Origin of the sequence: Clostridium frigidicarnis (assembly GCF_900111985.1) — a bacterium.
In the GTDB taxonomy this organism is placed as follows: domain Bacteria; phylum Bacillota; class Clostridia; order Clostridiales; family Clostridiaceae; genus Clostridium_Z; species Clostridium_Z frigidicarnis.
Window position 1 is genome coordinate 166,407 of record NZ_FOKI01000006.1, and the last position, 24,168, is coordinate 190,574.

A 24,168-nucleotide genomic window follows, 5' to 3' on the forward strand; every position below is an offset into this window, starting at 1 on the left:
AAACATTGATGATTAACGTTCACCAGATAGTTTGTTAATACTTATGCCCACTCTCTTTTAATAATATTTTGTTATTTTTCATTAAAATAATTTAGTTTTCTAATACTTATATCCATTCATAGTATTTCCCACCTATTACTAAATACATTTTATTCCAATATAGCATACATTGTATATTACTACGCCACAAAATATAAGATAATATAAATGATTAAACAAACATTGGCTACATTACATTGAACAATAAAGTAAAATTATTATAAAAAGGTCGCTATTAATTTAGCGACCTTTAAATACGTTATATTGCTTTTGTAGCTTCTTTTAAGAAGTCTTTATCATCTTTCTCTAAATATGGAGAAAGTTTTTCAAATACAGTTTTATGATAATCGTTCAACCAATTTTTCTCAGCTTCATTTAATAATGAAACATCTATAGCTTCTAAATCTATTGGACACAAAGTTAATGTTTCAAATTTCATGAATTGTCCTGCATATTGAGTACGTTCATCTTTTTGAACAACTACTAAATTTTCTATTCTTATACCATGCTTTCCTTCTTTATAAACTCCTGGTTCGTTAGATACTATCATACCTTGTTCTAATTTAATATTATTTGGAGCTGGAGATATTCTATGTGGTCCTTCATGAACATTTAAGAAGAATCCTACTCCATGACCTGTACCATGTTTAAAATCTAGACCAGCATTCCAAAGAGGAATTCTTGCTAGTATATCTAAGCTTGAACCTGTTGCTCCGTAAAGGAATCTTTGCATAGTTAAATCTATCATTCCTTTTAATACTAATGTAAAATCAGTTCTTTCTTCATCAGTTAATGGACCTGCAGCAATTGTTCTTGTTATATCTGTAGTTCCATCAAAATATTGAGCTCCAGAGTCAACTAAATAAAGACTCTTAGCTTCTATTGTTGCTTGATTTTCAGGTGTTGCACTGTAGTGAGGCATTGATGCATTTGCTTTATAAGCTGATATTGTTCCAAAGCTTAGGTCAACAAAATTATCTCCTTGTCTTCTAAACTCTTCAAGTTTATCTGATACCTCTATTTCAGTCATAGTTTTTTCTTTAATTGTTTTCTTGAACCAATTAACAAATTTAACCATGGCAACACCATCTCTAACCATAGTAGTTCTTACATTGGCAACTTCAACTTCATTTTTCATAGCTTTTAATCTAGTTGTTATATCCATACATTCAACTGTTTCTACTTTTATTGAACTATGAACTAATACATTAGTTTTAGATGAATCAAATAGTATAGTTCCTTCTTTTATATCACTTAAGCTAGAAATTATATCTTCATATGCTTTAATTTCTACATTGTCTTTTTTAAGTTCTTTTTTAACTTCATCATTTAACTTACAATCATCTATAAATAAGCAAGTTTTGTTTTCTGAAACTATAGCATAAGCTATGGAAACAGGATTACAGCTTACATCTCTACCTCTTATATTAAATAACCATGCAATGTCATCTAGTGATGATATTACATAATAATTAGCATTTAAATTTTTCATTTTTTCAATTACTTGAGCTATTTTTTCTTCTCTAGTCTTTCCAGCATATTTCACATCATGAAGTATAACTTGTGTAGATGGTTTAGCTGGTCTATCATTCCAAACTAAATCTATTAAATCTTCATCAACTTTAAATGAAAAGTCCTTTATCTTTAATGATTTATTAAGATTTCTAAAATAGTCTACAGATATAACTTTTCCGTCAAATCCTATTGTAGATTTTTTTTCTAAAGATTTATTTAAAAATTTTTCTATAGTTGGAATTCCAGGTTCTCCCATTTTAAATAAAGTTACACCTGTATCATTTAATTGTCTCTCAGCTTGTATGAAATATCTTCCATCAGTCCATAAGCCTGCTCCATTTAAAGTAATAACAGCTGTTCCTGCTGATCCTGTAAATCCTGTTATATATTCTCTTTCTGCATAATGCTCAGCAACATACTCACTTTGGTGTGGATCCCCACTTGGCACTATATATGCATCTATGTTTCTTTCCTTCATTAAATTTCTTAATGCTTCAACTCTCTCTTTAATATTCATTTTTACCCCTCCCTTTTTACTACATTTTAACACACTTGAAATATTCATACAAAACAAAAAATAGTTAATTGTCTGTTATAAGAATATATTTACTTTAACTTATTCATTTTTTTGCAAGATTTCAACTTTTTCTGCATTTTTTATGTTCTTATATTTGTCATTTTGCTTAGATGTTTTTTATCAATTTAGTAATATGATCTGTTATTTTTTGATAAACTAACCCTGGTAAATTTCTATCGGTAAACCATCCGGATCAAAGAAAAAGAAAAATTTCTTATTAGTATATTCATCTACCCTAATAGTTTCTATATTAACCTTATTCTCTTTTAAATAAATGTAGTCATTTTCTAAATCTTCACTCTCAAAAGCTAAATGCCTAAGTCCACATGCCTCAGGATAACTCAATCTTTTCGGGGAATTTTCAAAAGAAAATAATTCTAATTGAATGTCTCCCTTTTCTACATCTAATTTATATGACTTTCTTTCTTGTCTATATACTTCTCTTATAATTTTAAATCCTAAAATACTCACATAAAATTCCTTGGATTTATTATAATCTGAACCTATTATGGCAACATGATGCATTTTTTTTACTTTTAACATTATACCCTCCATAATCAACTAAAATTCTATTTAAATATTATCATAACATTATTATAAAAAAGTGGCTACATCATATCCTAATTAACAATTTAAAATTGAGAATTGACAATTATAGTTGAAAGTCACAGATTTTCTTAAAGACTTTTTTATTTCAGAAATCTTTTCAAGAAGATTCCATACTTAACCTGTCACTTTTCACTTGCAACTTGTCAATGGTTAAAGCTTTAAATTTCAAAAATCATTTAATCCTAGGTTTTATTATCATTTTAAGATATCAAAAATTCTATAATACTCTCTAACTCAAAAATAGTCATGTTAAAACATTTAACATGACTATTTTGGGATCTATATATAAATTTTAAAAAGGGGCAAATTAATTGTTTGTGTATTGGTCATTACTATTCTGCCAATTGAAGTTCTATTGTTTTTTTACTATTATTTCTATATATTTCAACTTTTACAGTATCTCCTGACTTATGCTTTGCTTTTATTTCATTTATTTCCTCTACAGTTTTAACTGCCTTGCCATCAAAACTTGTTATTATATCTCCTGCTTGTAACCCTGCTTTTTGAGCTGAGCTAAGATCTTCAACCTGTGCAACTAATACTCCTTGTGGAACATTATTTTCTTTTGCAGTGTTTTCGTCAATTGCTTTTCCCGCTATTCCAATTTTTAATAAAGGTTTTACAAGATCTTCAAGTTTTGGTTTTATTTCATTTATTGGTATAGCAAACCCCATACCTTCTACTCCTGTTTCACCAGTTTTTAATGTATTTATTCCTATAACTTCACCTTTTGCATTTATTAATGGTCCACCACTGTTTCCTTTGTTTATTGCTGTATCTGTTTGTATGAATTTTAATTTAGTACCATTTTGATCCATAACAATATCTCTATTTACAGCACTAATTATTCCTGAAGTTACTGTTCCTAAAAATTCTTTTCCAAGTGGGTTACCAATTGCAACAACCTGTTGACCTGGAAGCAATTCATCTGAATCTCCAAGTGGTGCCACTGCTGGCATCTTTATATCATCAGTTATTTTAACTATTGCTATATCTCTTTGAGCATCATAATTTACAACTTTTGCATTAACTTCTTTCCCTTCTCCATTATTGTTTAATATTACCTTAACTTCCTGAGCACCTTGTATAACATGATAATTTGTTAAAACATATCCTTCTTCACTAAATATAACTCCTGATCCTATACCTTCCATAACTTGTTGTTTTCCATAGAACATATCTTGACTTACACTTTTAGTTGAAACTCCTACAACTGCTGGTGCAACTTGCTTTACCACATCTGTTAAACTCATCCCTTCACTAGTTTGAGTAAACTCTGGAACTTTCCCCTCATAGACACTATTTCCTTTTATGCTTTTATATAACTCCGTGTTCTTAAACATATCAGACTTAGGTAAAACATATAGAATTGAACTTGTTGTAATAATGCCTCCTAATATAGCACCTACAAGTCCTACACCTACATACTTCATCCATTTTCTATTCTTTTTAGGCTTCTTTTCATTTAAAGGTTCATTATCAAATTGAAATTCATCATTTGTAAAATTATTGTTATCGTAAAAACCAACATTGTTATCGTTAATATTATTATTCGTTGAGTCATCTCCCATAACAAAATTTGGTTCATTATTATTTAAGTTATTATCCATCACTTTTACCTCCTAATAGATACTCTCTTTATTGTTTCCTTGCTATGTTTATATAATACCAACCTTATGTGACAGTTTTATGTCAAAAGCAAAAAAAATCAGAAGTTTTTTTACTTCTGATTTTAATCACATGAAAGAAAATAATAAGTAAATATACTAGCATACTTACTTATTATTTCTTTGAATGTGTCTTAAGAAATTAATTAGTAGTTTTAGGTATTTTCTTACTTACTGACTTTATTGCATTTACAATAGTTTCTGGCTTTTCTAAAGGTATTAATATATTATTATCTTCCAATGAATTTATTTCACTTTTAGAGGATAATTTCAAAAATTCCTTTTGTCTTTCTAATTGTTCTTCCTTCCTAGAAGTAATAACAAAAACAGGTTTATCTTCTAATGCTCCTTCACTTAAATTATTAACCTTTAAAGAAGCTAATGATTCTCTTTCATTTAAAAATGTTTCACAGAAACTTCCCGTAACTCTATAGTTTCTATAAAGCTCTGCATCACTTTCAGAAAGACCTTCTAATAAACCTTTAGGATATTTTATAACATTAAACTTATCCATAGCTCTTGTTATACCTACTCTAGATAATAGTTTTTGAGATTTCAACTTTGTTATTTGATTTTTATTTTCTTTTTTAAATTCATTAGATTGTATATCTTCATTTGTATATCCATCAACAAAAACGACTCCTCCAACATCATCTTTATATAAATTTATAAATTCTTGTGTTATAAGAGACCCGTATCCATTTCCCACCAAGATATAAGGTCCATTAAGTCCTGCTTTATTTAAAATCTTATAAAGCTCTTTTGCCTCAGTTTCTGGTGTCACTTCTTTTTCTGTACTTTCACTTTTACCCAATCCTGCTCTATCATAATAAAATAGCCTCATATCCTTAGGAGCTGCTTTTAAAACCTTACTCCATTCTTGATTTGTCATTCCCATATCACTTTCTAACACTACAGTAAATGATCCTTGTCCTTGTGTATTATACTGAATCTTAGAACCATTTATTGTCACTATTTTATTTTTAATTTTGTTTGATGTTACTATTTTATTATTACTTATAGCCTCATATAAAAATCCCGTTATAAGGCTTAAAAATAGTATTACTATTATGTACTCAATAAGTTTGAATTTGTTTATTTTTCTTTTAACTTTATAAGTATGCATACTATTAGAGTGATTTATAAGTTTCATAGAACCCTCCTTAACTCTCTATCTTTCTCCTAATTTTAAATTAGGCTTGGCATTTAAGTTTAGAGGAGATATATTCCCCTTAATAAATTCAAAATAAGCAGCACTTCCTATCATTGCAGCATTATCTGTGCATAATATTGGTGATGGGAATAAAACTTCTATTCCTTTCCTTTGCCCTTCTTCAATCAAAGTTCTTCTTAATGCAGAGTTTGATGCAACTCCACCTGCTATGGCTATTTTATCAGCCTTTTTCATCTTACATGTTTTTATTGCATTATCAGTTAAAACATCTACTACAGCTTTTTGAAAAGAAGCTGCAACATCTGCTTTATTTACTTCTTCCTCTTTCATGTTCATTTTATTAAGATAATTTAAAACTGCAGACTTTACTCCACTAAATGAGAAATCTAAACTATTATCATGAAAATTTGCTCTTGGAAACTTTATAGCATTTTCATTACCTTCTTTAGCTAATTTGTCGATTTTGGGGCCACCAGGATATCCAAGTCCTATTGATCTTGCAACCTTATCATAAGCTTCTCCCGCTGCATCATCTCTTGTTTGTCCTATTACTTCATACTCTCCATGATCTTTTACATGAACTATAAAAGTATGTCCACCTGATACGACTAAACATACGAAAGGTGGATTCAAATCTTTATGTTCTATAAAATTAGCACTTATGTGCCCTTCTATATGATTAACTCCTATAAGTGGTTTCTTAGAAGCGAATGCTAAACCTTTAGCATATTGTAATCCTACAAGCAATGCTCCTACAAGTCCCGGTCCATAAGTTACTCCTATAGCATCAATTTCTTCTAATGTAACCCCTGCTTTTTCCAAAGCTTCTTCAACAACTTCATTTATAACTTCAATATGTTTTCTTGATGCAACTTCTGGAACAACCCCACCAAATTTTGTATGTATGTAAATCTGAGAAGATATTATATTAGATAAAACTTCCCTTCCATTTTTAACCACTGCTGCTGATGTTTCATCGCAACTTGTTTCGATTGCTAATATTAACTTATCCTTATTCATATATATCAACCTCTTCTTTATAGTATTTCATAATATTATATACATAAATACTGCATATAATATTTAAAATCAAGTTATTTATTGTTATGTAACTTTTTCAAAAAATTTTCTTCCAACAAAAAAACCTTTAAAAACTTAAAGGCCTAAAATTCTTTTAAAACAACTTAATATTTAAAATTTAACATTGTATATCTTAAGTACATTATAATATTTTTTATGAGAATTGTAAAATCAATTTCATAACTTAAATCATATTCTTAATGTCATATATGTAAACTTGAAGCAAAAAACGAACATGTATTCTATTTTTGTTGAAAAAAAGTATTATAATGTTTACAATTATAATTGTACTACTTTTTAAAAGCAGTAAGAATAGGAGTTTTTTTATGTACGATAATTATGCTAAAGTAATAGTTAAAGGTTCCCCCATAACAAAATCTAATTTTAAATTATTTAATGTAAATGGGAGAGCTATATTACCAATGAATTCTGGAAAATATCATGATAGATATGCAATTTATGAAGAAGAAATTGCTTTTAATGCCAGATCTCAAAATCCAAGTAAGGTTTTAGATGAAGCCCTTATTGCTGTTCTTAAAGTTTATTATAAGAGCGAAAAACGTCATCCTGATACAAATAATATTACTAAAAGTATATTTGATGGAATTGAAAAAAGTGGTCTTATAATAAATGATGCCCAAATTCGAAGGCTTATAATTGAAGAGTTTTATGACAAAGAAAACCCCCGTTTTGAACTTGAATTGTTTGGAGAAAGTTCTTTTTCAATGGACTACTCCATAAAACCAAGAGAAATCCTTGAAGAAAAGATAACATATAATCCTCCTTCAAATAAAAAGAAAGCTTTAAATGACCGAATGAACATCTCTGCAATAAAGCCTAAAATTTCAGACAATATATGTGAGGTTTGTGGCAAAGGAACTTGTAAGGAAAATCTAATAAGCGCCAATAAAGGTAAAACCCTCATATGTAGAACATGCTTTAAAAAACTTTTTTAATATATTATATATACTAGACATTATAGAGAGGTGGTGAAATATTAGTAAGGACTTTATAAACAGTATAATCCTTATTAATAATTATTTATGAACAACATAATTTTGTTAGATGGCGCCATGGGTACTTATGCAAAGGAGAAAGGTATCAAGTATAAAGATATACCTATGCTAGCTATAAATAATAGAAATCTTCTTATAAATATACATAAAGATTACTTAAGTAGTGGAAGTAATTTTATAAATGCTAATACATTTAGATTAAATCCTTATGTAATAAAGGACAAAAAACTTTTATCTAAATTAATAGATGAAAGTTTAACCTGTGCTAATACTGCTATTAAGAATATGGGATTTGGCAAGGTCTGTTATAATATAGGTCCATTAGGAATAAGTGATTTCAATGATGAAAAATATATATATGATTGTTATCACACAATAAGGTCATTGATTGAACACAGAGAAGACATACATTGCATTTTTATAGAAACTCAATATATGTTAACTGAAGCTTTGTTAGCACTTGAAGCATTTAAAGAATGTAAAATACCAGTATGGTTGAGCTTTTCGTTTAATGACAATGGTTCTTTATCTTCTGGAGAAAATATAGAAGAAGTAATTAATAAAGTAAAACTTTATGACATATACGCTTTAGGATCAAATTGTGGTGATGGTCCTAAAGGAACTTTAAACACCATATTAGAAATAAAAAAGTTTTGGGATAAACCTATAATTGCAAAACCCAATCTAGGAATTCCTGAAGAATCCAATGGTGAACTTATTTATAACGTATCACCTAAAGAATTTTCTTCAGATATGAAAAAAATAATAGAGTGTGGAGCAACAATAATTGGTGGATGTTGTGGTACTAATCCATCATATATAAACGCTGTCTCCCACATAATTTAATTATAAGTAGGTGTTGTATTTGAAAAAAATAATATGTATAGGTGATAGTTTAACTACTGGATTCGGTGTACATAGAAATGAAAGTTGGTTTCATATTGTTAAACAAACCTTACCTGATTTTGAATTTATAAATAAAGGAACTAATGGAGATACCACAACAGGAATACTATCTAGATTTTATACTGATGTTATTTCTAATAATCCAGATACAGTTCTTTTGATGGCTGGAAGCAATGACTTTCTTTCTGGTAAATCTGTTGAATTTGTGATGGATAATCTTAAGCTTATGATAAAAGACTTAAAATATAATAACATAGACTTTATAATAGGTATTCCAACAGAAATTGTAGGCACTATGGCAAAAGTTTCTTGGAGCCCCTATGTAGATTATTCTATATTAAATTCAAGTGTTTATTGCTATAAAAACATTCTATCTAAGTACTGTATAGAACATAATATTCCCCATGTAAACTTTTATAATATTATAAATACTGCATTAAAAACCCATAAAGAAAATGACCTATTCATAGACGGATTACATCCTACATCATATGGTCACTGCTTAATGGCAAAAGAATTACTAAACATCCTAGATAACAAACGTTCTAATTAACAATTAAAAAAACACCCAACTTGTCACTAATTTAAGCTTTCAATTTTCAACCCAAAACGCTCTACAGATTGTAAAGTTATAATATCCTTATAAAAAAACAAACCCATGAGTTTCATTTAAAACTCAGGGTTTGTTTTTTTATAGTTGAAAACTATAAAAATTAGTCACAAGTTAATGTTTAATTCTTAGTTTTTCTGAACAACGAGAATAAAAACATCCTTCATTCTCAATTTTCAATTTCTAACACTCCTAACTTGTCACTTATAAAATTATTTACAACTAATTTCTCTTGTTGCTAAAACTTTAACGCCTGTATTTAATACATTCTCTATTACAACATCACCAACATGAACTGGTGCTTTTAATTGTACTTTTTGAAGTTCTCTGCATATATCAAAAATCATTGACTTTGGTATATCACTTTCAGTTTTAACTGGAACCATATTTACGTCTCCATTTTTAACTTTTACTGATGAAGTAACTATTCTTGTAGGATTTACACACTCTTTTCTTGCATATTTATCTCCTATAGGACAGTTATTTCCGCTAACTGCAGATACTATTCCATTTTCAAGTTCTACATCTAACATACAACCCACTGGGCAACCTATACAAACTAATGCTCTTTTTTCCATATCAGTCTACTCCTCTTCTACCTTTATTGTTATTGATTTACAATTTGGATACTTTTCAAATAAAGCTTTAGAAACCTTAAATGTTTCCATTTCAGCTGGTGCTAAAACCTTTTTCTTTATTGAAAGTTCTTTTTTATCATCAAAATATAAAGATAAGTAAACATTCTTATATACGTCACCTACTCTAAATCTTATATCTAAAGCTTTATCTATATTATTTACATTAACAGTTTTAGGAACTGTATATCTTACTCCAAATCCATTTAATACTTCTATATTAGTTTCACATTTAGTAAATAGCCCTTTAACATACTTAGCAGCACTTTTTCCTGCATTGTAACTTTCAGTTGTAACATGGTCAACTAAATCATGAACATGAAGCACATTACCACATGCAAATATACCATCTACATTTGTTGACATACTTTCATTAACCACAGCTCCTCCTGTAATATTTGAAAGTTCAACTCCTGCTTGTAATGATAATCCATTGTCTGGAATTAATCCTACTGATAATAACAATGTGTCACAAGATATATATTCTTCAGTACCTTTTATTGGTCTTCTATTTTCATCAACCTTAGCTATTGTAACTCCTTCTAATCTATCTTTTCCTCTTACTTCAATAACAGTATGAGAAAGTTTTAGTGGAATGTTAAAATCATCTAAACATTGAACTATATTTCTCTTAAGTCCAGCTGAATATGGCATAAGCTCAACTACAGCCTTAACCTTTGCACCTTCTAATGTCATTCTTCTTGCCATTACAAGGCCTATATCTCCTGACCCTAAAATTACAACTTCTTTTCCTGGCATATATCCATCTATATTAACAAATCTTTGAGCCGTACCTGCTGTATAAACACCTGCACATCTTGATCCTGGTATATTTAAAGCTCCTCTTGGTCTTTCTCTACATCCCATAGCTAAGATTATAGATTTAGCTTGTATTTCTATTACTCCATCCTCTGGGTTTACAGCTGTAACTACCTTATCATTATTTATATCAATAACTGTTGTATTTAATTTATATGGTATATTAGTTTCTTTAACTTTTTCTGCAAATCTTTCTGCATACTCTGGTCCAGTTAATTCTTCCTTGAAGGTGTGTAGCCCAAAACCATTGTGTATACATTGGTTTAAAATACCACCCATGTGCTCATCTTTTTCAAGTATTATAACCTTTTCTATTCCTTCTTCTCTTGCTGCAACAGCTGCTGCCATTCCAGCAGGACCGCCCCCGATTATTACTATATCATAATTCATCATTTAAAAACCCTCCACTCAATGCAATTATATGCCTTATAGATTTTCCTTATTTTCTCCAATTAATATATAAGAACTTCCACCATTCTTTTTAACTTCTGTCTTATCTATGTTAAGTTCCCTAGCTAAAAGATCTATAATTGGTGCTGTACAGAAACCACCTTGGCATCCACCCATTGTAGCTCTTGTTCTTTTCTTAACACCATCTAATGTAGTGGCTCCTAGCGGTCTTTTTATAGCTTCAACTATTTCTCCCTCTGTTATCTTTTCACATCTGCAAACTATTTTACCATACTGAGGATTCTCTTTTATAAGGTTTGTTCTTTCCTCATTAGAAAGATCTCTAAATCTTGGTATAGCTTTTCTTTTTGCAATAAAGTTATCTTTTTTACTTGGATTTAATTTTTCCACTATTATCTCTCTAATAGCTTCGCCTATAGCCGGTGCACTTGTAAGACCTGGTGATTCTACTCCAGCTGCATTTATAAAGTTTTTAGCATCCTCTGCCTCACCTACAACAAAGTCTCCTGCTACATTATGTGCTCTAAGTCCTGAGAAAGATGTTATTATGTTTCTCATAGGAACTTCTTTTATACTTCTTTTTCCTTTTTCTAATATATCATCTAATGCTTCTTTAGATGTAGTAACATCATATTTATTATCTATATCAACTGCATTAGGCCCAACTAAAAGATTACCATCAACCGTTGGACTTACCAAAACACCCTTTCCCATTGCTGTTGGTAATTGGAATAATGTTTTGCTAGCTATTTTTCCAGCTATTTTATCAAATAGACAGTACTCACCTTTTCTTGCTACTATTTCTATTTTATTTTTGCTTACCATATTATTTATAGTATCAGAATATAATCCTGCTGCATTTACAACTAAGTCTGCTTTAATCATACCTTTATTTGTTTTTATTACATAGTGATTTTCATCTTTTGTTATATCTTCAACTATTTCATTTAATTTAAATTCAACACCATTTGTGTAGGCATTTTCACATAGAGCTACTGTATATTCATAAGGACAAACTATTCCTCCAGTTGGTGCATATAAAGCTGCTACAACTTCATCTGAAATATTGGGTTCCATTTTTCTTACTTCTTCTTGAGTTAAAATACTTATGTTAGGAACTCCATTAATTTCTCCTTGTTTCTTTATTTCCTTAAGATTTTTTATTCCTTCTTCTTCAAAACATAAAATTAATGAACCATTTCTTTTAAAAGGAAATTCTAATTCGTTCTGAAGTTCATCAAACATTTCATTTCCTCTTACATTATACTTTGCTTTTAATGTTCCTGGCTTTGCATCTACTCCTGAGTGAACTATACCACTGTTAGCTTTTGTAGTTCCCTCTGAAATATCAAAACTTTTTTCAATAACGCAAACTTTCAAGTTATACTTTCCTAATTCTCTTGCTACAGAAGCACCTATAACACCTGCTCCAATAATTGCTACATTATACATACGAACCCCTCCATATTTTTATAGATACAAAAAAGAGAACACAAATTCAATTTAAGGCAATGATAATGTTTACCTTAAAAATTAAATTTGGTTCTCTATAATCTCTACCAAAGTAATATTCACTTGTTATGCTTTTATTTTATATCATATTTTGTCGTAAATCAATAGTTTTTTTATTTTTCGCTAAATTATTCGAATAGATATTCTACACTACATAAGACTTGTCCATCTGAAATATAGGTTAACTTATTTGCTATATTCTTTTTATCATATATTATTTCTATATCATCAAAATCTGAAAAATCAAATAAACTTCCTTTTTTCAACTTTATATCCCAATTCTCCATATCAAAAATCATAGCATCCCTTATTGCATAACTAAACTTACACAATAGTATCTTGTCATCACTATAAGATAGCTGTAATAAATTTTTATCTAAATTAATTGTCCATTGTTTACTTAAGTTTTCTACATCATCTAAATATATTTTATCATTATCTACTTTAAGTTCTTCAAATTCTAATTGTTTTTCCTTAAATCCAAGAATTCTTTTAAATCTTACTTTTCTTTCAACAGTTGAAGTTTGGATCTGTTTTATATTACTATCCTCGTCATAAATGACTTCATTTATGTATTGAAGAGTTCCATCATTATTTTTTACTACTATCTTATTTAACAGTCCATCTTCTCCGTATCTGTACTCTTTTATGTTTATAACATTATGCTTATCATCCTTACATATTTCTTTTAATTCTAGCTCTCTAAATTTTCTTTCATATACTCCTCGCAAAATCCCTTTGCTGTCATATACCAGTTTTTTTAACCACTGATTTTTCCAAAAGCTAAATTCTTTTATTTCCTCAAAAAATTCCAATAATTTTTCTGTCATCTAAAACACCCTTTTTATAGTATTTACTTATATTATATAGTTTTATGATTAATTTTACTACCATATACATAAGTTATTAATAAAAAATTACTATATAAGTCATAGTAATTTTAACCCTTTACTACAATTTTACTTATCACTCTTATAATATATATAATTATAAGCAAAAAAAGAATAAACCACAAATGACTTTAAAAGCCGTTTATGGTTTATATCTTTTATCGTTTTATGACTTTACCGCCTTTTACAACATTTTTCACTTGATTAACTCCTATATTATAAGGCAAAAATTTATATGATGGATATTTTAATACTATTAAATCACCCATTTTACCTTCTTCTATAGAACCTATTTTTGCTGCTCTATCTATCGCTGCTGCTCCATTTAATGTTAATGCCGTTATAACCTCTTCAATAGATAAATTCATATATATTGTACTTAGAGCTATAAGAAGTGGTATAGAGTTAGTAAAACAACTTCCTGGATTCAAATCACTAGCTAAAGCTATAGCACACCCTTTATCTATCATTTCTCTTCCTCTTGCATAGCTTTCTTTTAAGCTAAATGCTGTACAAGGAAGTAATGTTGATACTACTTTATTATCTCTCATTGCTTCTATTCCTTTATCTGATGCCTGAAGCAAATGATCCGCTGATATTGCCTTAACTTCTCCACTTAACTCTGACCCACCTAATGTAACAATTTCATCAGCATGAAGCTTTGGCTTAAATCCAAGTTTTTTTCCTTCTTCTAAAATTCTTCTTGATTGTTCTATTGAAAACACATTTTTTTCACAGAATACATCACAAAATTCTGCTTTTCCTTTAACCATTGGAAGAACTTTTTTTATTATGAAGTCAACATACTCTTCTTCTTTACCCTTATATTCGCTTGGTGTGGCATGGGCACCCATAAATGTTATAGCTACATCAATATCACTATGGTTGTTTAGCTTTTCCATTACCTCTAGTTGCTTTATTTCTGTGTCTAAATCTAATCCGTATCCACTTTTTCCTTCAACTGTTGTCACTCCAAAGTCAATCATTGTATCTATTCTTTCTTTTCCTAGATTATATAATTCATCGAAGGATGCCTCTCTTGTATGGTTTACAGTATTAACTATACCTCCACCTCTTTCCATTATGGACATATAGCTATCTCCTCTTAATCTCCAAGAGAATTCGTCCTCTCTATATCCACCAAAGATGAAATGAGTATGAGAATCTACAAATCCAGGTAACACAGCATTTCCTTTACAATCTAAAATCTCATATTGTTTTTCATCAATATTTTTTAATATTTCCGATTCTTTTCCAACACACTTTATAATACCTTCTTCTATAATTATGGCACCATTTTCTATGATTTTTAATTTTTCCATATCTTTTCCAAACACAGCATTACTTCCTACTGGCGTTACTATATGAGATATGTTTTTTACAATTAAATTTCTACTCATACTATTACTCCATTAATCTATTTTCTAAAACTTGATCTAATGAGAACTCTTCTATTCCCATATAATAAACAGCTGTATCTATTAATGCTGCCATTGGAACAAGACCTATAACTTCACTACCAACAACATTTACACCATATCTCTTAGCTTCCATCTTAACCATCTCAAAGGATCTATATATAGCTGTTTTAGTATAATCAGTCATATTCATAGATACTTGAGTTATCCCTCTTTCCTTAAGCTCTACACCCATAGCTTTGCAGAATCTTAATCCTCCACCTATAAATCTAACTTTTTTAGCTATAGCATCTGTTATTTCTATATTTGCGGTATCTAAATTAACATTGAATGCAACTAAAGGCATTCTTGCACCTACAGCTGTAACACCAGCACTTTCATGAACTTTGCTTGGACCAAAATCTGGTTTCCAATTTGGATCTTGAAGCTTTTCAGCCATACCTTCAAATTGACCTTTTCTAACTTTTGCTAAGTTTTCTCTTTCTGGAGTTGTTGCAGCTTTTTCATATAAGAAAATAGGTAGATTATATCTTTTTCCTGCTTCTTCTCCAACTTCTTTAGCTAAAGCTATAGCATCTTCCATAGTTACATTTCTAATAGGAATAAATGGAACAACATCACATGCTCCCATTCTTGGATGTTCTCCAGTATGAGATCTAAGATCTATTAATTCTATAGCTTTTCCTATAGCTGATAATACAGCTTCTTTTAATGGCTCTACTTCTCCCACAAGTGTAACAACTGTTCTATTATGATCTTTATCTGAACTATAGTCTAAAAGTTTAACTCCTTCTTTTCCTCTAAAGCAGTCAATTATCTTTTCTACCTTTTTTAAATCTCTTCCTTCACTAAAATTAGGAACACACTCCATTATCTTTTTTGTTGAACTCATGTCTAATCCTCCCGTAAATTAAATTTAAAATTGTTTATTATTTTTCAAATACATTTTTAACAGCATTCTTAATTAAATCTTCTTTTGGAATAAATGGTAATGTTATATGATCTGTTCCTTGTCTCATGCTGTTGTATTCTATACTTGTAGTTATTGAATTTTCATTTCTAGCCCAAGACCTTCTTGCAACTCCTCCCATAACATCCCAAAGCATAGCACTCTTTATTATTTCATCTACTCTTTCACTTCCGTCTAAAATCAATCCAAATCCACCATTTATAGATTTACCTATACCAACTCCTCCACCATTATGAAGAGCTACTAAGCTCATACCTCTTGCACAGTTACCAGCAAAGCATTGAACTGCCATATCAGCCATTATATTACTTCCATCTTTAATATTTGAAGTTTCTCTAAATGGAGAATCTGTTCCACTAACATCATGATGATCACGTCCAAGCATAATAGGTCCTACTTCTTTATTTCTCACCATTTCATTAAACTTTAAAGCTATATTCATTCTACCCATTGCATCTTGATATAATATTCTAGCTTGAGTTCCAACTACCAATGCATTTTTTTCTGCATCTTGAATCCAAACATAATTATCTCTATCTTGTGGTCTTCTATTTGGGTCTATACATCCCATAGCTGCTTTATCTGTTTTTCTTAAATCTTCAGGCTTACCACTTAAGCATACCCATCTAAATGGACCATATCCAAAGTCAAAAAGTTCTGGTCCCATTATGTCTTCAACATAAGAAGGGAAGATAAATCCATCTTTCTCATCTACTCCATTTTTTGCTATATCCGTACATCCAGCATCATATATAGCTTTCATGAAAGAGTTACCATAATCAAAGAAATAAGTTCCTCTTTCAACTAAAATCTTTATTAATTCATAATGTTTAGCTAAAGTTTTATCAACTAACTGAACAAATTTTTCTCTATCTTCCTTTAAAAGTCTAGTTCTTTCCTCAAAAGATATTCCTTGTGGACAATATCCTCCTTCATAAGCAGCATGGCATGAAGTTTGGTCTGATAAAAGTTCTATATTTATGTTATTGTCTACTGCATATTGAAGTAAATCCACTATATTTCCATGATAAGCTATAGATATAGTCTCTTTTTTATCCATATATTCTTTAGCTGTATCAAATATTTCTTTTAAATCAGATGATGCTAATGCAACCCATCCCTGTTTTTTTCTAGTTTCTATTCTTGAATAATCTACTTCTGCTATTATCCCAACTCCATTTGCTATTTCTATAGCTTTTGGTTGAGCACCACTCATACCACCAAGTCCAGATGATATAAATATATGGCCCCTTAAATCTTCATTTCCTTTAATACCTAATTTTTGTCTTCCTGCATTAAGTATAGTATTAAATGTTCCATGAACTATTCCTTGAGGTCCTATATACATCCAACCACCAGCTGTCATTTGTCCATAGTTTGCTACACCCATTTGCATCGCATAATGCCAATCCTTAAAGTTATCAAACATGCCTACCATAATAGCGTTAGTTATTATTACTCTTGGAGCAGTTTTATGTGATTTAAATAATCCCAAAGGATGTCCTGATTCAATTACTAAAGTTTGCTCATCAGTTAAATCCTCTAAATATTTTTTTATAAGTCTATATTGCATCCAATTTTGACATACTTGTCCTGTTTCTCCATAAGTAACAAGTTCATATGGATATAAGGCTATATCAAAATCTAAATTATTATCTATCATAACTTGAAAAGCTTTACCTTCAAGACATTTTCCTTTATATTCATCTATTGGTTTACCATATATTCTACCTTCTGGTCTAAATCTATAGCCATAAATTCTTCCCCTTGTTGTAAGCTCTTCTAAAAATTCTGGTATTAACTCTTCATGTAATTCCTCTGGTACATATCTTAAAGCATTTTTTAAAGCTATCTCTGTTTGCCCAGGATTCAAATCGAAACCTCTGTCAGGAGCTCTTCTTATTCCTTCAGCAAATTTATACTTTGTTGGTAATACATTATCAAGTTTTATAGTCATAGCATTGGAAATATCTAAATTTTTTACCATATAGTACACTCCTTTTCTTTTTCAAATTAAATCTTCTTTATATTATAAACATTATAAATATTTTATACATTAATAATATTTTATATTTTTTAATCCAATTTTCCAAATACTTGCTTTATCATATTAATGTGTGAAACACATATATTCTTTCAAAACCCATGTGTGTTTTTACAATATTCTAAATATTATCACATAAAATTTATCAAAAGAGAATTTTTCACCTTATATTTTTTAACTTTACATTTTTTTTGCAAATCTTTATAAAAAAAGATATATGTATAATTTAAAATCTTTTTGATTTTAAACACATATATCTTTTAAATATTTATTTGAATGTGCCTAATATAAAATTCCAGCTATTGTTGCAGTCATAAATCCTGCTATAGAACCACCAGCTAAAGCTTTTAATCCAAGCTTTGCTATATCTGAACGTCTTTCTGGTGCTAATCCACCTATTCCACCTACAGCAAGTGCAACTGAACTAAAGTTTGCAAATCCACATAGTGCATAAGTTAATATTACTATTGATTTTGGATTTAAAGAATTCGACTTTATTAATTCAGATAATCCTGAATAAGCAACAAATTCATTTATAACTATTTTCTTTCCTAAAAGATCTCCTGCAACCAATATATCTGAGGCAGGTATTCCCATTATGTATGCTATAGGAGCAAATAATCTACCAAATATCCAACTTAAATCTATATATCCCATTCCAAATAAGCCAAATATAAAAGATATCATTGAATTTAATAGTGCTATTAATGCTACAAAAGCTATAAGCATAGCTCCTACATTTAAGGCTAATCCTAAACCATCCGATGCACCAATGGCTGCAGCTTCTATAATTCCTGATGCATTTCTATCTAATGTTAAATCACATTTTCCCTTTGTTTCTGGCTCCTCTGTTTCTGGCAACATTATCTTTGCAATTATAAGTCCCGCTGGTGCTGCCATTATACTTGCTGCAAGTAAATGTCCTGCATTTACACCCATAGATATGTATCCTGCCATAACTCCACCTGCAACTGTAGCCATACCACCTGTCATTACTGCTAAAAGTTCTGATCTTGTCATTGTTTTTATGTATGGTTTAATTACAAGAGGTGCCTCATTTATTCCTAAAAATATATTAGCAACTGCTGAAGTTGTTTCTGCTCCACTTGTTCCAAGAAGTTTAGCGATTCCCTTAGAAACTACAGATATTAAAATTTGCATTATTCCTAAATGATATAAAACGCTAATAAATGCTGAGAAGAATATTATTGTTGGTAATATTTGTAATGCAAATATAAACCCTACATTCTCTGGATTCATTAATCCACCAAACAAGAAATTTGTTCCTTCTTTGGTAAAATCCAAAAGCATTGCTATGCCATTACTCAACTTTAAAAATATTGCCCTTCCTAGAGGTATTTTTAATATTAATACCCCAAAAATAATTTGAACACAAAGGCCCATTCCTACCAATTTCCAATTAATCTTCTTTTTATTTTCTGATAATAAATAAGCTATACCTATAAGTATAAATAAACCTATAATTCCAATTAATTTATCCAATTGAAAAAACTCCTTTTTCCTTTTGTTTTTTAAGTTCTTTTAAGTAAAAAGTGGCTTAAATCCACCATTTCACTTAAAATAGTATACCTGCTATTGTTGCTGTCATAAATGCTGATAAAGATCCACCTATTAAGGCTTTTATTCCTAATTTAGCAACATCTGATCTTCTATTAGGTGCTAATCCACCTATACTACCTATTTGTATTGCTATAGATGAGAAATTAGCAAATCCACATAATGCATATGTTAATATAACAATAGTCTTTTCTTGAAGTACTCCTGACTGAATTAATTCTGAAAGACTTGAATATGCAACGAATTCATTAAGAACTATCTTTTGACCTAAAAGTTCACCTGCATGTAATACATCTGCTGATGGAATTCCCATTACGTATGCAACTGGTGCGAATAACCATCCAAATATCCAATTAATACTTAAGTAAGACATTCCAAATAACGAACCAACCCATCCTAATAATGCATTAGCTAAAGCTATTAGTGCTATAAATGCAAGAAGCATTGCTCCAACACCTAGTGCTATTTGAAGTCCTTCACTAGCTCCTATTGCCGCAGCCTCTATTAAACCTGATGGTCTATCTTCCATTTCAACAGTTAATCCACCTTTTGTTACAGCTTCCTCAGTTTCTGGTACTAGCATTTTTGCAAATACAAGTCCAGCTGGTGCTGCCATTATACTTGCTGCAAGTAAGTGTCCTGCATTTACACCCATTGCTATGTATCCTGCCATAACAGAACCTGCTACTGTTGCCATACCACCAGTCATTATAGCTAATAGCTCTGATTTAGTCATAGTGCTTATGTAAGGCTTAACAACTAAAGGTGCTTCATTTTGACTTAAAAAAATGTTAGCAACTGCTGAAGTTGTTTCTGCTCCACTTGTTCCTAAAAGCTTTGCTAACCCTTTAGATATAACAGATATTATTATTTGCATAATTCCTAAATAATATAAAACTCCCATTAATGCTGAGAAGAAAATTATAGTTGGTAATACCTGAAGAGCAAATATAAATCCTAATTTGTCTGAAGATACTAACTCACCAAATAAAAATGTTGTTCCCTCTGCTGTAAATCCTAAAAGCGTTGTTATTCCATCACTAAGCATAGCAAAAAACTTTTGTCCTAGTGGAACTTTTAATACCAATAAGGCAAAAATTATTTGAAGAACTATACCTGAAATTACTAGCTTCCAGTTTATTCTCTTCTTGTTTTCTGATAAAAGATATGCTACTCCAATAAATATAACGATACCAAGTACACCTATTAATTTTTCCAATGTTACTACTCCTTTACTTCTAAAATCACCGTATAGCTTTTCATAAATCTTAGTATATAAAATGCCTTTTATAATATAACCTTTTTTTCGCTATTAATCAACAATAAATTTACTTTTTAGTCAGTGTAAACCTTTTATATTAGTATTAATTTAAATTTTGCTTATATTTTTTTGAAATATGCTTATATTCTTTCCTCTAAACTACTCATTATGTATTTTCACTTAATATATAAACTTCCTTTATTTAACCATTCAAAAAAATAAGCAAGGTGGAGAATCTTTACTCCACCTTGCTTTTATCTTTTTTCTTTTATTAATCCTTTTCTATATGCAGATAATAACATCTTCAAATCTTTTATTTGCCTCTTCAGCTCATATCCAACGTCGGTATCTCCAACTCTTTTTCGCTCTACAACATTTTCTAAAACCACTGTAGTTGATAAAATATCTGTTTCTTCTTTTATTGCTTCATCTATAGATTTAAATGGTTCATGGCTCACAAGTTGAAGCCCAAAAGAATTAAATATCAAAGTATATCCAGCTATTCCTGTTTTAGATTGATATGCCCTTGAAAAACCTCCATCTATAACTAAAAGTTTTCCTCCTGCTTTAATTGGGCTTTCTCCATTTTTCTTTTCAACAGGTACATGACCATTAATTATATGAGATGTAGCAGGAGTTAGACCAAATTCTTTTATAACCATGTTTATCATTTTTTCATCATCTCTTAACTCATAATAAGCATTTTTCTTTTCTTTATGAGTAGTTTTATCATCAACGAAATACCTCTCAAAAGTTGTCATTTTATCTTTGCCAAATAAAGGAGAATCAGGACCTGTCCATAAATACCACATCATATCCATACCATAAAGCTTAGCTTTAGGATTGTTATGATAAAAATATCCTTCTCTTGCATACCTTTCAAATTCATCTAAGAGTCCCATTCCACAAAGTTCTTTCTTGCATATTTCTATTTTCCTAAGACTTCCATCATCATTTAAAGGAACACATCCATGAAATAACAAATTAGAATTGTATATTAAATATAAACTTCCCTTTGCAAATAAAAAACTTATATGTTTCTGAAGTTTTTCACTATTAATAAAAGAAGACTTAAGTCTTTCCATTAAATCTTTTTCTTCTTTTACTAATTTATATGGGTTCTTAGAATCTATAGTTGGAAAATTAGTATCATTTAATTTATATGTTTTTCCATATAAATCTATAGTACCTTTTTCATAATCTATCTTATTTAAAAGAAGTCTATGTTCCATCTGGAATTCTGGTCTTCTCTTTATTATTTCTCCCTCTAATTTAAATTGTATAATAGCTATTGCTTTATGCATCTTTGATATTAGTTGAATTTCTTTTAGTGTATATTCTTTTTCTGTATCAAATTTAGGTTTAAAGCTTGTACAAGGATCATTTTTATAAAAATCCAACGCAAATGTTGCAAGTGGCAACATATTTATACCATACCCATCTTCTATGGTGTCCAAGTTAGCATATCTAGCTTGAATCCTCAAAACGTTTGCAGCACATACTTCTGATCCAGCTGCTGCACCCATCCAAAGTATATCATGATTTCCCCATTGTATATCAACAGAATGATAATCCATTAAAGTATCTAGTATGATATGAGCCCCTGGCCCCCTATCATATATATCCCCTAATATATGAAGACCATCTATTACAAGTCTTTGTATTAATTTTGAAATGGCAATAATAAATTCCTTAGCTCTATCTATATTTATTATGGTTTGAATTATCTCGTCATAATATTCCTCTTTATCTTCTCTTCCTGGTTGTTCATGTAGTAATTCTTCAATTATATATGCAAAATCTTTAGGAAGCGCCTTTCTTACCTTAGATCTTGTATATTTAGATGTTACATCTCTTAAAATTTCAACTAATCTATATAGCGTTATTTTATACCAATCATTAATGTTTTCCTCTTTTTTTAATATAAGCTCTATCTTTTGTTCTGGGTAATATATTAATGTGGCCAAAGCCTTTTTCTCACTATTTCTTAATGAAATTCCAAATATATCTTCAATCTTCCTTTTTATAACTCCAGATGCATTTTTCAAAACATGTATAAATGGTTCATACTCTCCATGAATATCAGTCAAAAAATGCTCTGTTCCCTTTGGTAGATTTAATATAGCTTGAAGATTTATTATTTCTGTACTTGCTGAATCTATAGTTGGATACTGATTAGCTAATAAATTTAAATACCTTAAATCTGATTTAATATCCTCTGTTAATGGCTCATGTAAAAACGCCATGTTAACCCCTCCAAAACATTATATATACTACTCTAATTAAGACGTAATCGGCTATTGTGTTATATTATATAACTATTATAATATACTTTTACTCTTTTATCTATAGCAAATTAACTACTAAAAAGCTTTATTTGTTAATTAACCTTGAAAATAATCTGAATAGGTTATTCTCATTATTAAATAATTTACTATAGAAACATTTATATTATACTAAATATTCGTTTTTTTGTAATTGGTTACACGTAATTTTTTGCATGTTAATCCTCTAAAATTATTTTTATTGAACATATACTAATTTTTATAACATATAATTAATCAATTGTCAGCTTCAAAACATTTTGTACATTTTTAATTACTTTTAAAGCTATCCACAGATTCAAGTTAATTATAAATTCATATATAATAAAAATAGAGGCCTAAGCCTCTATTTTTATTAAACAAATTATTTTAAAATTAATACTAAAAATCTAATCTTTATGTGAATGAAGATTCATTCTATAATTTTATAGTATTATTAGATTTATTCATTAAATCTACAATAGCATACATATTAGATATTTCCCCTACTGCTAACTGATCTTTTATCTGGAAGAAATCTAAGCATGTACCACAGCTTGTTATTTCTACTCCTCTTTCATTTAATTTTAATATACTTTCAAGGCAAGAAGAATTATTTACAACAAGTTTTACTCCACCATTCATAAATACTAGATTAGTTGGCAAATTGTCACTTTCAGATAAAGCAAATAAATAGCTCTTCATTAAAGTTGTTCCTAAAGTATCATCACCTTCGCCTAATTTGTCAGATGCTACAACTATACAAGTAGTTTGTGAAAAGTCCATAACTTCACATCCACAATTTTCTTTAACTATTGTAATTTCAAAATTATTTTCTTTATTTTTAACGTCACTTTTGTATCCGTTACTTTCACAGAGTTTAACAATATTGTTTTTTGCAACCTCATTATCAACTATTATAGTTGCAGACCCTTCTTCTATAGAATCAAAATATTTTTTTGTATTAATTACTGGAGTTGGACATTTTAATCCATTACAGTCTATTATATGCATAAAAAATTCACCTCTTAAAATATGTAGTTTTTTCTTTTACAACTTAATTATATCATAAATTATAGTTAATATTATTTGTTTTCCAAATAGTAACTGTTGAAACCATTTTATTATCCAATA

Annotated in this window: 19 protein-coding genes; 3 read left to right on the plus strand and 16 right to left on the minus strand. The window is 29.4% G+C overall.

Annotated features, from left to right (window positions below; translation table 11 throughout):
• Window positions 1-298: 298 nt before the first annotated feature.
• From BM119_RS05480 to tsaD, 5 genes are all read right to left on the minus strand, one after another.
• Complete coding sequence (locus BM119_RS05480) at window positions 299-2,071, minus strand: aminopeptidase P family protein (RefSeq protein WP_090039594.1); 1,773 nt, start codon at window positions 2,069-2,071, stop codon at window positions 299-301.
• A gap of 216 nt (window positions 2,072-2,287) precedes the next feature.
• Window positions 2,288-2,674: an SMU1112c/YaeR family gloxylase I-like metalloprotein gene (gene gloA2 / locus BM119_RS05485; RefSeq protein WP_090039595.1), complete on the minus strand. Its 387-nt coding sequence runs from the start codon at window positions 2,672-2,674 to the stop codon at window positions 2,288-2,290.
• Window positions 2,675-3,072: 398 nt separating this feature from the next.
• Window positions 3,073-4,350 (minus strand): S1C family serine protease, encoded by a 1,278-nt coding sequence (locus tag BM119_RS05490; RefSeq protein WP_090039596.1) that lies wholly within the window; start codon window positions 4,348-4,350, stop codon window positions 3,073-3,075.
• A 199-nt stretch (window positions 4,351-4,549) separates the two neighbouring features.
• On the minus strand, window positions 4,550-5,560 hold the full coding sequence (locus tag BM119_RS05495) for an alpha/beta fold hydrolase (protein WP_090039598.1): 1,011 nt from the start codon (window positions 5,558-5,560) through the stop codon (window positions 4,550-4,552).
• Between the two features lie 18 nt (window positions 5,561-5,578).
• On the minus strand, window positions 5,579-6,601 hold the full coding sequence (tsaD, locus tag BM119_RS05500; protein WP_090039600.1) for a tRNA (adenosine(37)-N6)-threonylcarbamoyltransferase complex transferase subunit TsaD: 1,023 nt from the start codon (window positions 6,599-6,601) through the stop codon (window positions 5,579-5,581).
• Between the two features lie 386 nt (window positions 6,602-6,987).
• Here tsaD and BM119_RS05505 point away from each other — a divergent pair, with 386 nt between their 5' ends.
• The 3 genes from BM119_RS05505 to BM119_RS05515 all read left to right on the plus strand — a co-directional run bounded on the left by BM119_RS05505 (window position 6,988) and on the right by BM119_RS05515 (window position 9,136).
• The gene (locus tag BM119_RS05505; protein WP_090039601.1) at window positions 6,988-7,617 is read left to right on the plus strand and encodes a RusA family crossover junction endodeoxyribonuclease; all 630 of its coding nucleotides are present in this window, start codon (window positions 6,988-6,990) and stop codon (window positions 7,615-7,617) included.
• Window positions 7,618-7,704: 87 nt separating this feature from the next.
• Entirely contained in the window at window positions 7,705-8,523 is an 819-nt protein-coding gene (locus tag BM119_RS05510; RefSeq protein WP_090039603.1) for a homocysteine S-methyltransferase family protein, read from the plus strand.
• A 19-nt stretch (window positions 8,524-8,542) separates the two neighbouring features.
• Complete coding sequence (locus BM119_RS05515) at window positions 8,543-9,136, plus strand: GDSL-type esterase/lipase family protein (protein ID WP_177199321.1); 594 nt, start codon at window positions 8,543-8,545, stop codon at window positions 9,134-9,136.
• Window positions 9,137-9,405: 269 nt separating this feature from the next.
• Here BM119_RS05515 and BM119_RS05520 read toward each other — a convergent pair whose 3' ends face one another.
• From BM119_RS05520 to yedF, 11 genes are all read right to left on the minus strand, one after another.
• A complete protein-coding gene (locus BM119_RS05520) occupies window positions 9,406-9,771 on the minus strand; it encodes a DUF1667 domain-containing protein (protein WP_090039606.1) in 366 nt (121 codons plus the stop codon).
• A gap of 6 nt (window positions 9,772-9,777) precedes the next feature.
• Window positions 9,778-11,040 (minus strand): NAD(P)/FAD-dependent oxidoreductase, encoded by a 1,263-nt coding sequence (locus tag BM119_RS05525; protein WP_090039607.1) that lies wholly within the window; start codon window positions 11,038-11,040, stop codon window positions 9,778-9,780.
• A gap of 33 nt (window positions 11,041-11,073) precedes the next feature.
• Window positions 11,074-12,510 carry an NAD(P)/FAD-dependent oxidoreductase gene (locus tag BM119_RS05530; protein WP_090039610.1) on the minus strand — a complete coding sequence of 479 codons (1,437 nt, stop codon included), beginning with the start codon at window positions 12,508-12,510 and terminating at the stop codon, window positions 11,074-11,076.
• 188 nt (window positions 12,511-12,698) lie between these two features.
• Window positions 12,699-13,400: a hypothetical protein gene (locus tag BM119_RS05535; RefSeq protein ID WP_090039612.1), complete on the minus strand. Its 702-nt coding sequence runs from the start codon at window positions 13,398-13,400 to the stop codon at window positions 12,699-12,701.
• A 218-nt stretch (window positions 13,401-13,618) separates the two neighbouring features.
• The gene (gene hutI / locus BM119_RS05540; RefSeq protein WP_090039614.1) at window positions 13,619-14,860 is read right to left on the minus strand and encodes an imidazolonepropionase; all 1,242 of its coding nucleotides are present in this window, start codon (window positions 14,858-14,860) and stop codon (window positions 13,619-13,621) included.
• 4 nt (window positions 14,861-14,864) lie between these two features.
• Window positions 14,865-15,770: a glutamate formimidoyltransferase gene (gene ftcD, locus BM119_RS05545; protein WP_090039615.1), complete on the minus strand. Its 906-nt coding sequence runs from the start codon at window positions 15,768-15,770 to the stop codon at window positions 14,865-14,867.
• 37 nt (window positions 15,771-15,807) lie between these two features.
• Window positions 15,808-17,835 carry a urocanate hydratase gene (locus BM119_RS05550; protein ID WP_090039616.1) on the minus strand — a complete coding sequence of 676 codons (2,028 nt, stop codon included), beginning with the start codon at window positions 17,833-17,835 and terminating at the stop codon, window positions 15,808-15,810.
• A gap of 339 nt (window positions 17,836-18,174) precedes the next feature.
• Entirely contained in the window at window positions 18,175-19,395 is a 1,221-nt protein-coding gene (locus tag BM119_RS05555) for a NupC/NupG family nucleoside CNT transporter (protein ID WP_090039617.1), read from the minus strand.
• 73 nt (window positions 19,396-19,468) lie between these two features.
• The gene (locus tag BM119_RS05560; RefSeq protein WP_090039618.1) at window positions 19,469-20,689 is read right to left on the minus strand and encodes a NupC/NupG family nucleoside CNT transporter; all 1,221 of its coding nucleotides are present in this window, start codon (window positions 20,687-20,689) and stop codon (window positions 19,469-19,471) included.
• 296 nt (window positions 20,690-20,985) lie between these two features.
• A complete protein-coding gene (locus BM119_RS05565) occupies window positions 20,986-22,977 on the minus strand; it encodes a fructose-1,6-bisphosphatase (RefSeq protein WP_090039620.1) in 1,992 nt (663 codons plus the stop codon).
• Window positions 22,978-23,472: 495 nt separating this feature from the next.
• Window positions 23,473-24,048 (minus strand): sulfurtransferase-like selenium metabolism protein YedF, encoded by a 576-nt coding sequence (gene yedF, locus BM119_RS05570; RefSeq protein ID WP_090039622.1) that lies wholly within the window; start codon window positions 24,046-24,048, stop codon window positions 23,473-23,475.
• Window positions 24,049-24,168: the final 120 nt, after the last annotated feature.

What these genes read in the sequence shown, in the direction of transcription:
- ftcD (WP_090039615.1), bottom strand. Translation starts at nt 15,770, where the DNA reads ATGAGTTCAACAAAAAAGATAATGGAGTGTGTTCCTAATTTTAGTGAA.
- BM119_RS05525 (WP_090039607.1), bottom strand. Translation starts at nt 11,040, where the DNA reads ATGATGAATTATGATATAGTAATAATCGGGGGCGGTCCTGCTGGAATG.
- BM119_RS05490 (WP_090039596.1), bottom strand. Translation starts at nt 4,350, where the DNA reads ATGGATAATAACTTAAATAATAATGAACCAAATTTTGTTATGGGAGAT.
- yedF (WP_090039622.1), bottom strand. Translation starts at nt 24,048, where the DNA reads ATGCATATAATAGACTGTAATGGATTAAAATGTCCAACTCCAGTAATT.
- hutI (WP_090039614.1), bottom strand. Translation starts at nt 14,860, where the DNA reads ATGAGTAGAAATTTAATTGTAAAAAACATATCTCATATAGTAACGCCA.
- BM119_RS05520 (WP_090039606.1), bottom strand. Translation starts at nt 9,771, where the DNA reads ATGGAAAAAAGAGCATTAGTTTGTATAGGTTGCCCAGTGGGTTGTATG.
- BM119_RS05535 (WP_090039612.1), bottom strand. Translation starts at nt 13,400, where the DNA reads ATGACAGAAAAATTATTGGAATTTTTTGAGGAAATAAAAGAATTTAGC.
- BM119_RS05495 (WP_090039598.1), bottom strand. Translation starts at nt 5,560, where the DNA reads ATGAAACTTATAAATCACTCTAATAGTATGCATACTTATAAAGTTAAA.
- BM119_RS05480 (WP_090039594.1), bottom strand. Translation starts at nt 2,071, where the DNA reads ATGAATATTAAAGAGAGAGTTGAAGCATTAAGAAATTTAATGAAGGAA.
- BM119_RS05510 (WP_090039603.1), top strand. Translation starts at nt 7,705, where the DNA reads ATGAACAACATAATTTTGTTAGATGGCGCCATGGGTACTTATGCAAAG.
- tsaD (WP_090039600.1), bottom strand. Translation starts at nt 6,601, where the DNA reads ATGAATAAGGATAAGTTAATATTAGCAATCGAAACAAGTTGCGATGAA.
- gloA2 (WP_090039595.1), bottom strand. Translation starts at nt 2,674, where the DNA reads ATGTTAAAAGTAAAAAAAATGCATCATGTTGCCATAATAGGTTCAGAT.
- BM119_RS05530 (WP_090039610.1), bottom strand. Translation starts at nt 12,510, where the DNA reads ATGTATAATGTAGCAATTATTGGAGCAGGTGTTATAGGTGCTTCTGTA.
- BM119_RS05565 (WP_090039620.1), bottom strand. Translation starts at nt 22,977, where the DNA reads ATGGCGTTTTTACATGAGCCATTAACAGAGGATATTAAATCAGATTTA.
- BM119_RS05505 (WP_090039601.1), top strand. Translation starts at nt 6,988, where the DNA reads ATGTACGATAATTATGCTAAAGTAATAGTTAAAGGTTCCCCCATAACA.
- BM119_RS05550 (WP_090039616.1), bottom strand. Translation starts at nt 17,835, where the DNA reads ATGGTAAAAAATTTAGATATTTCCAATGCTATGACTATAAAACTTGAT.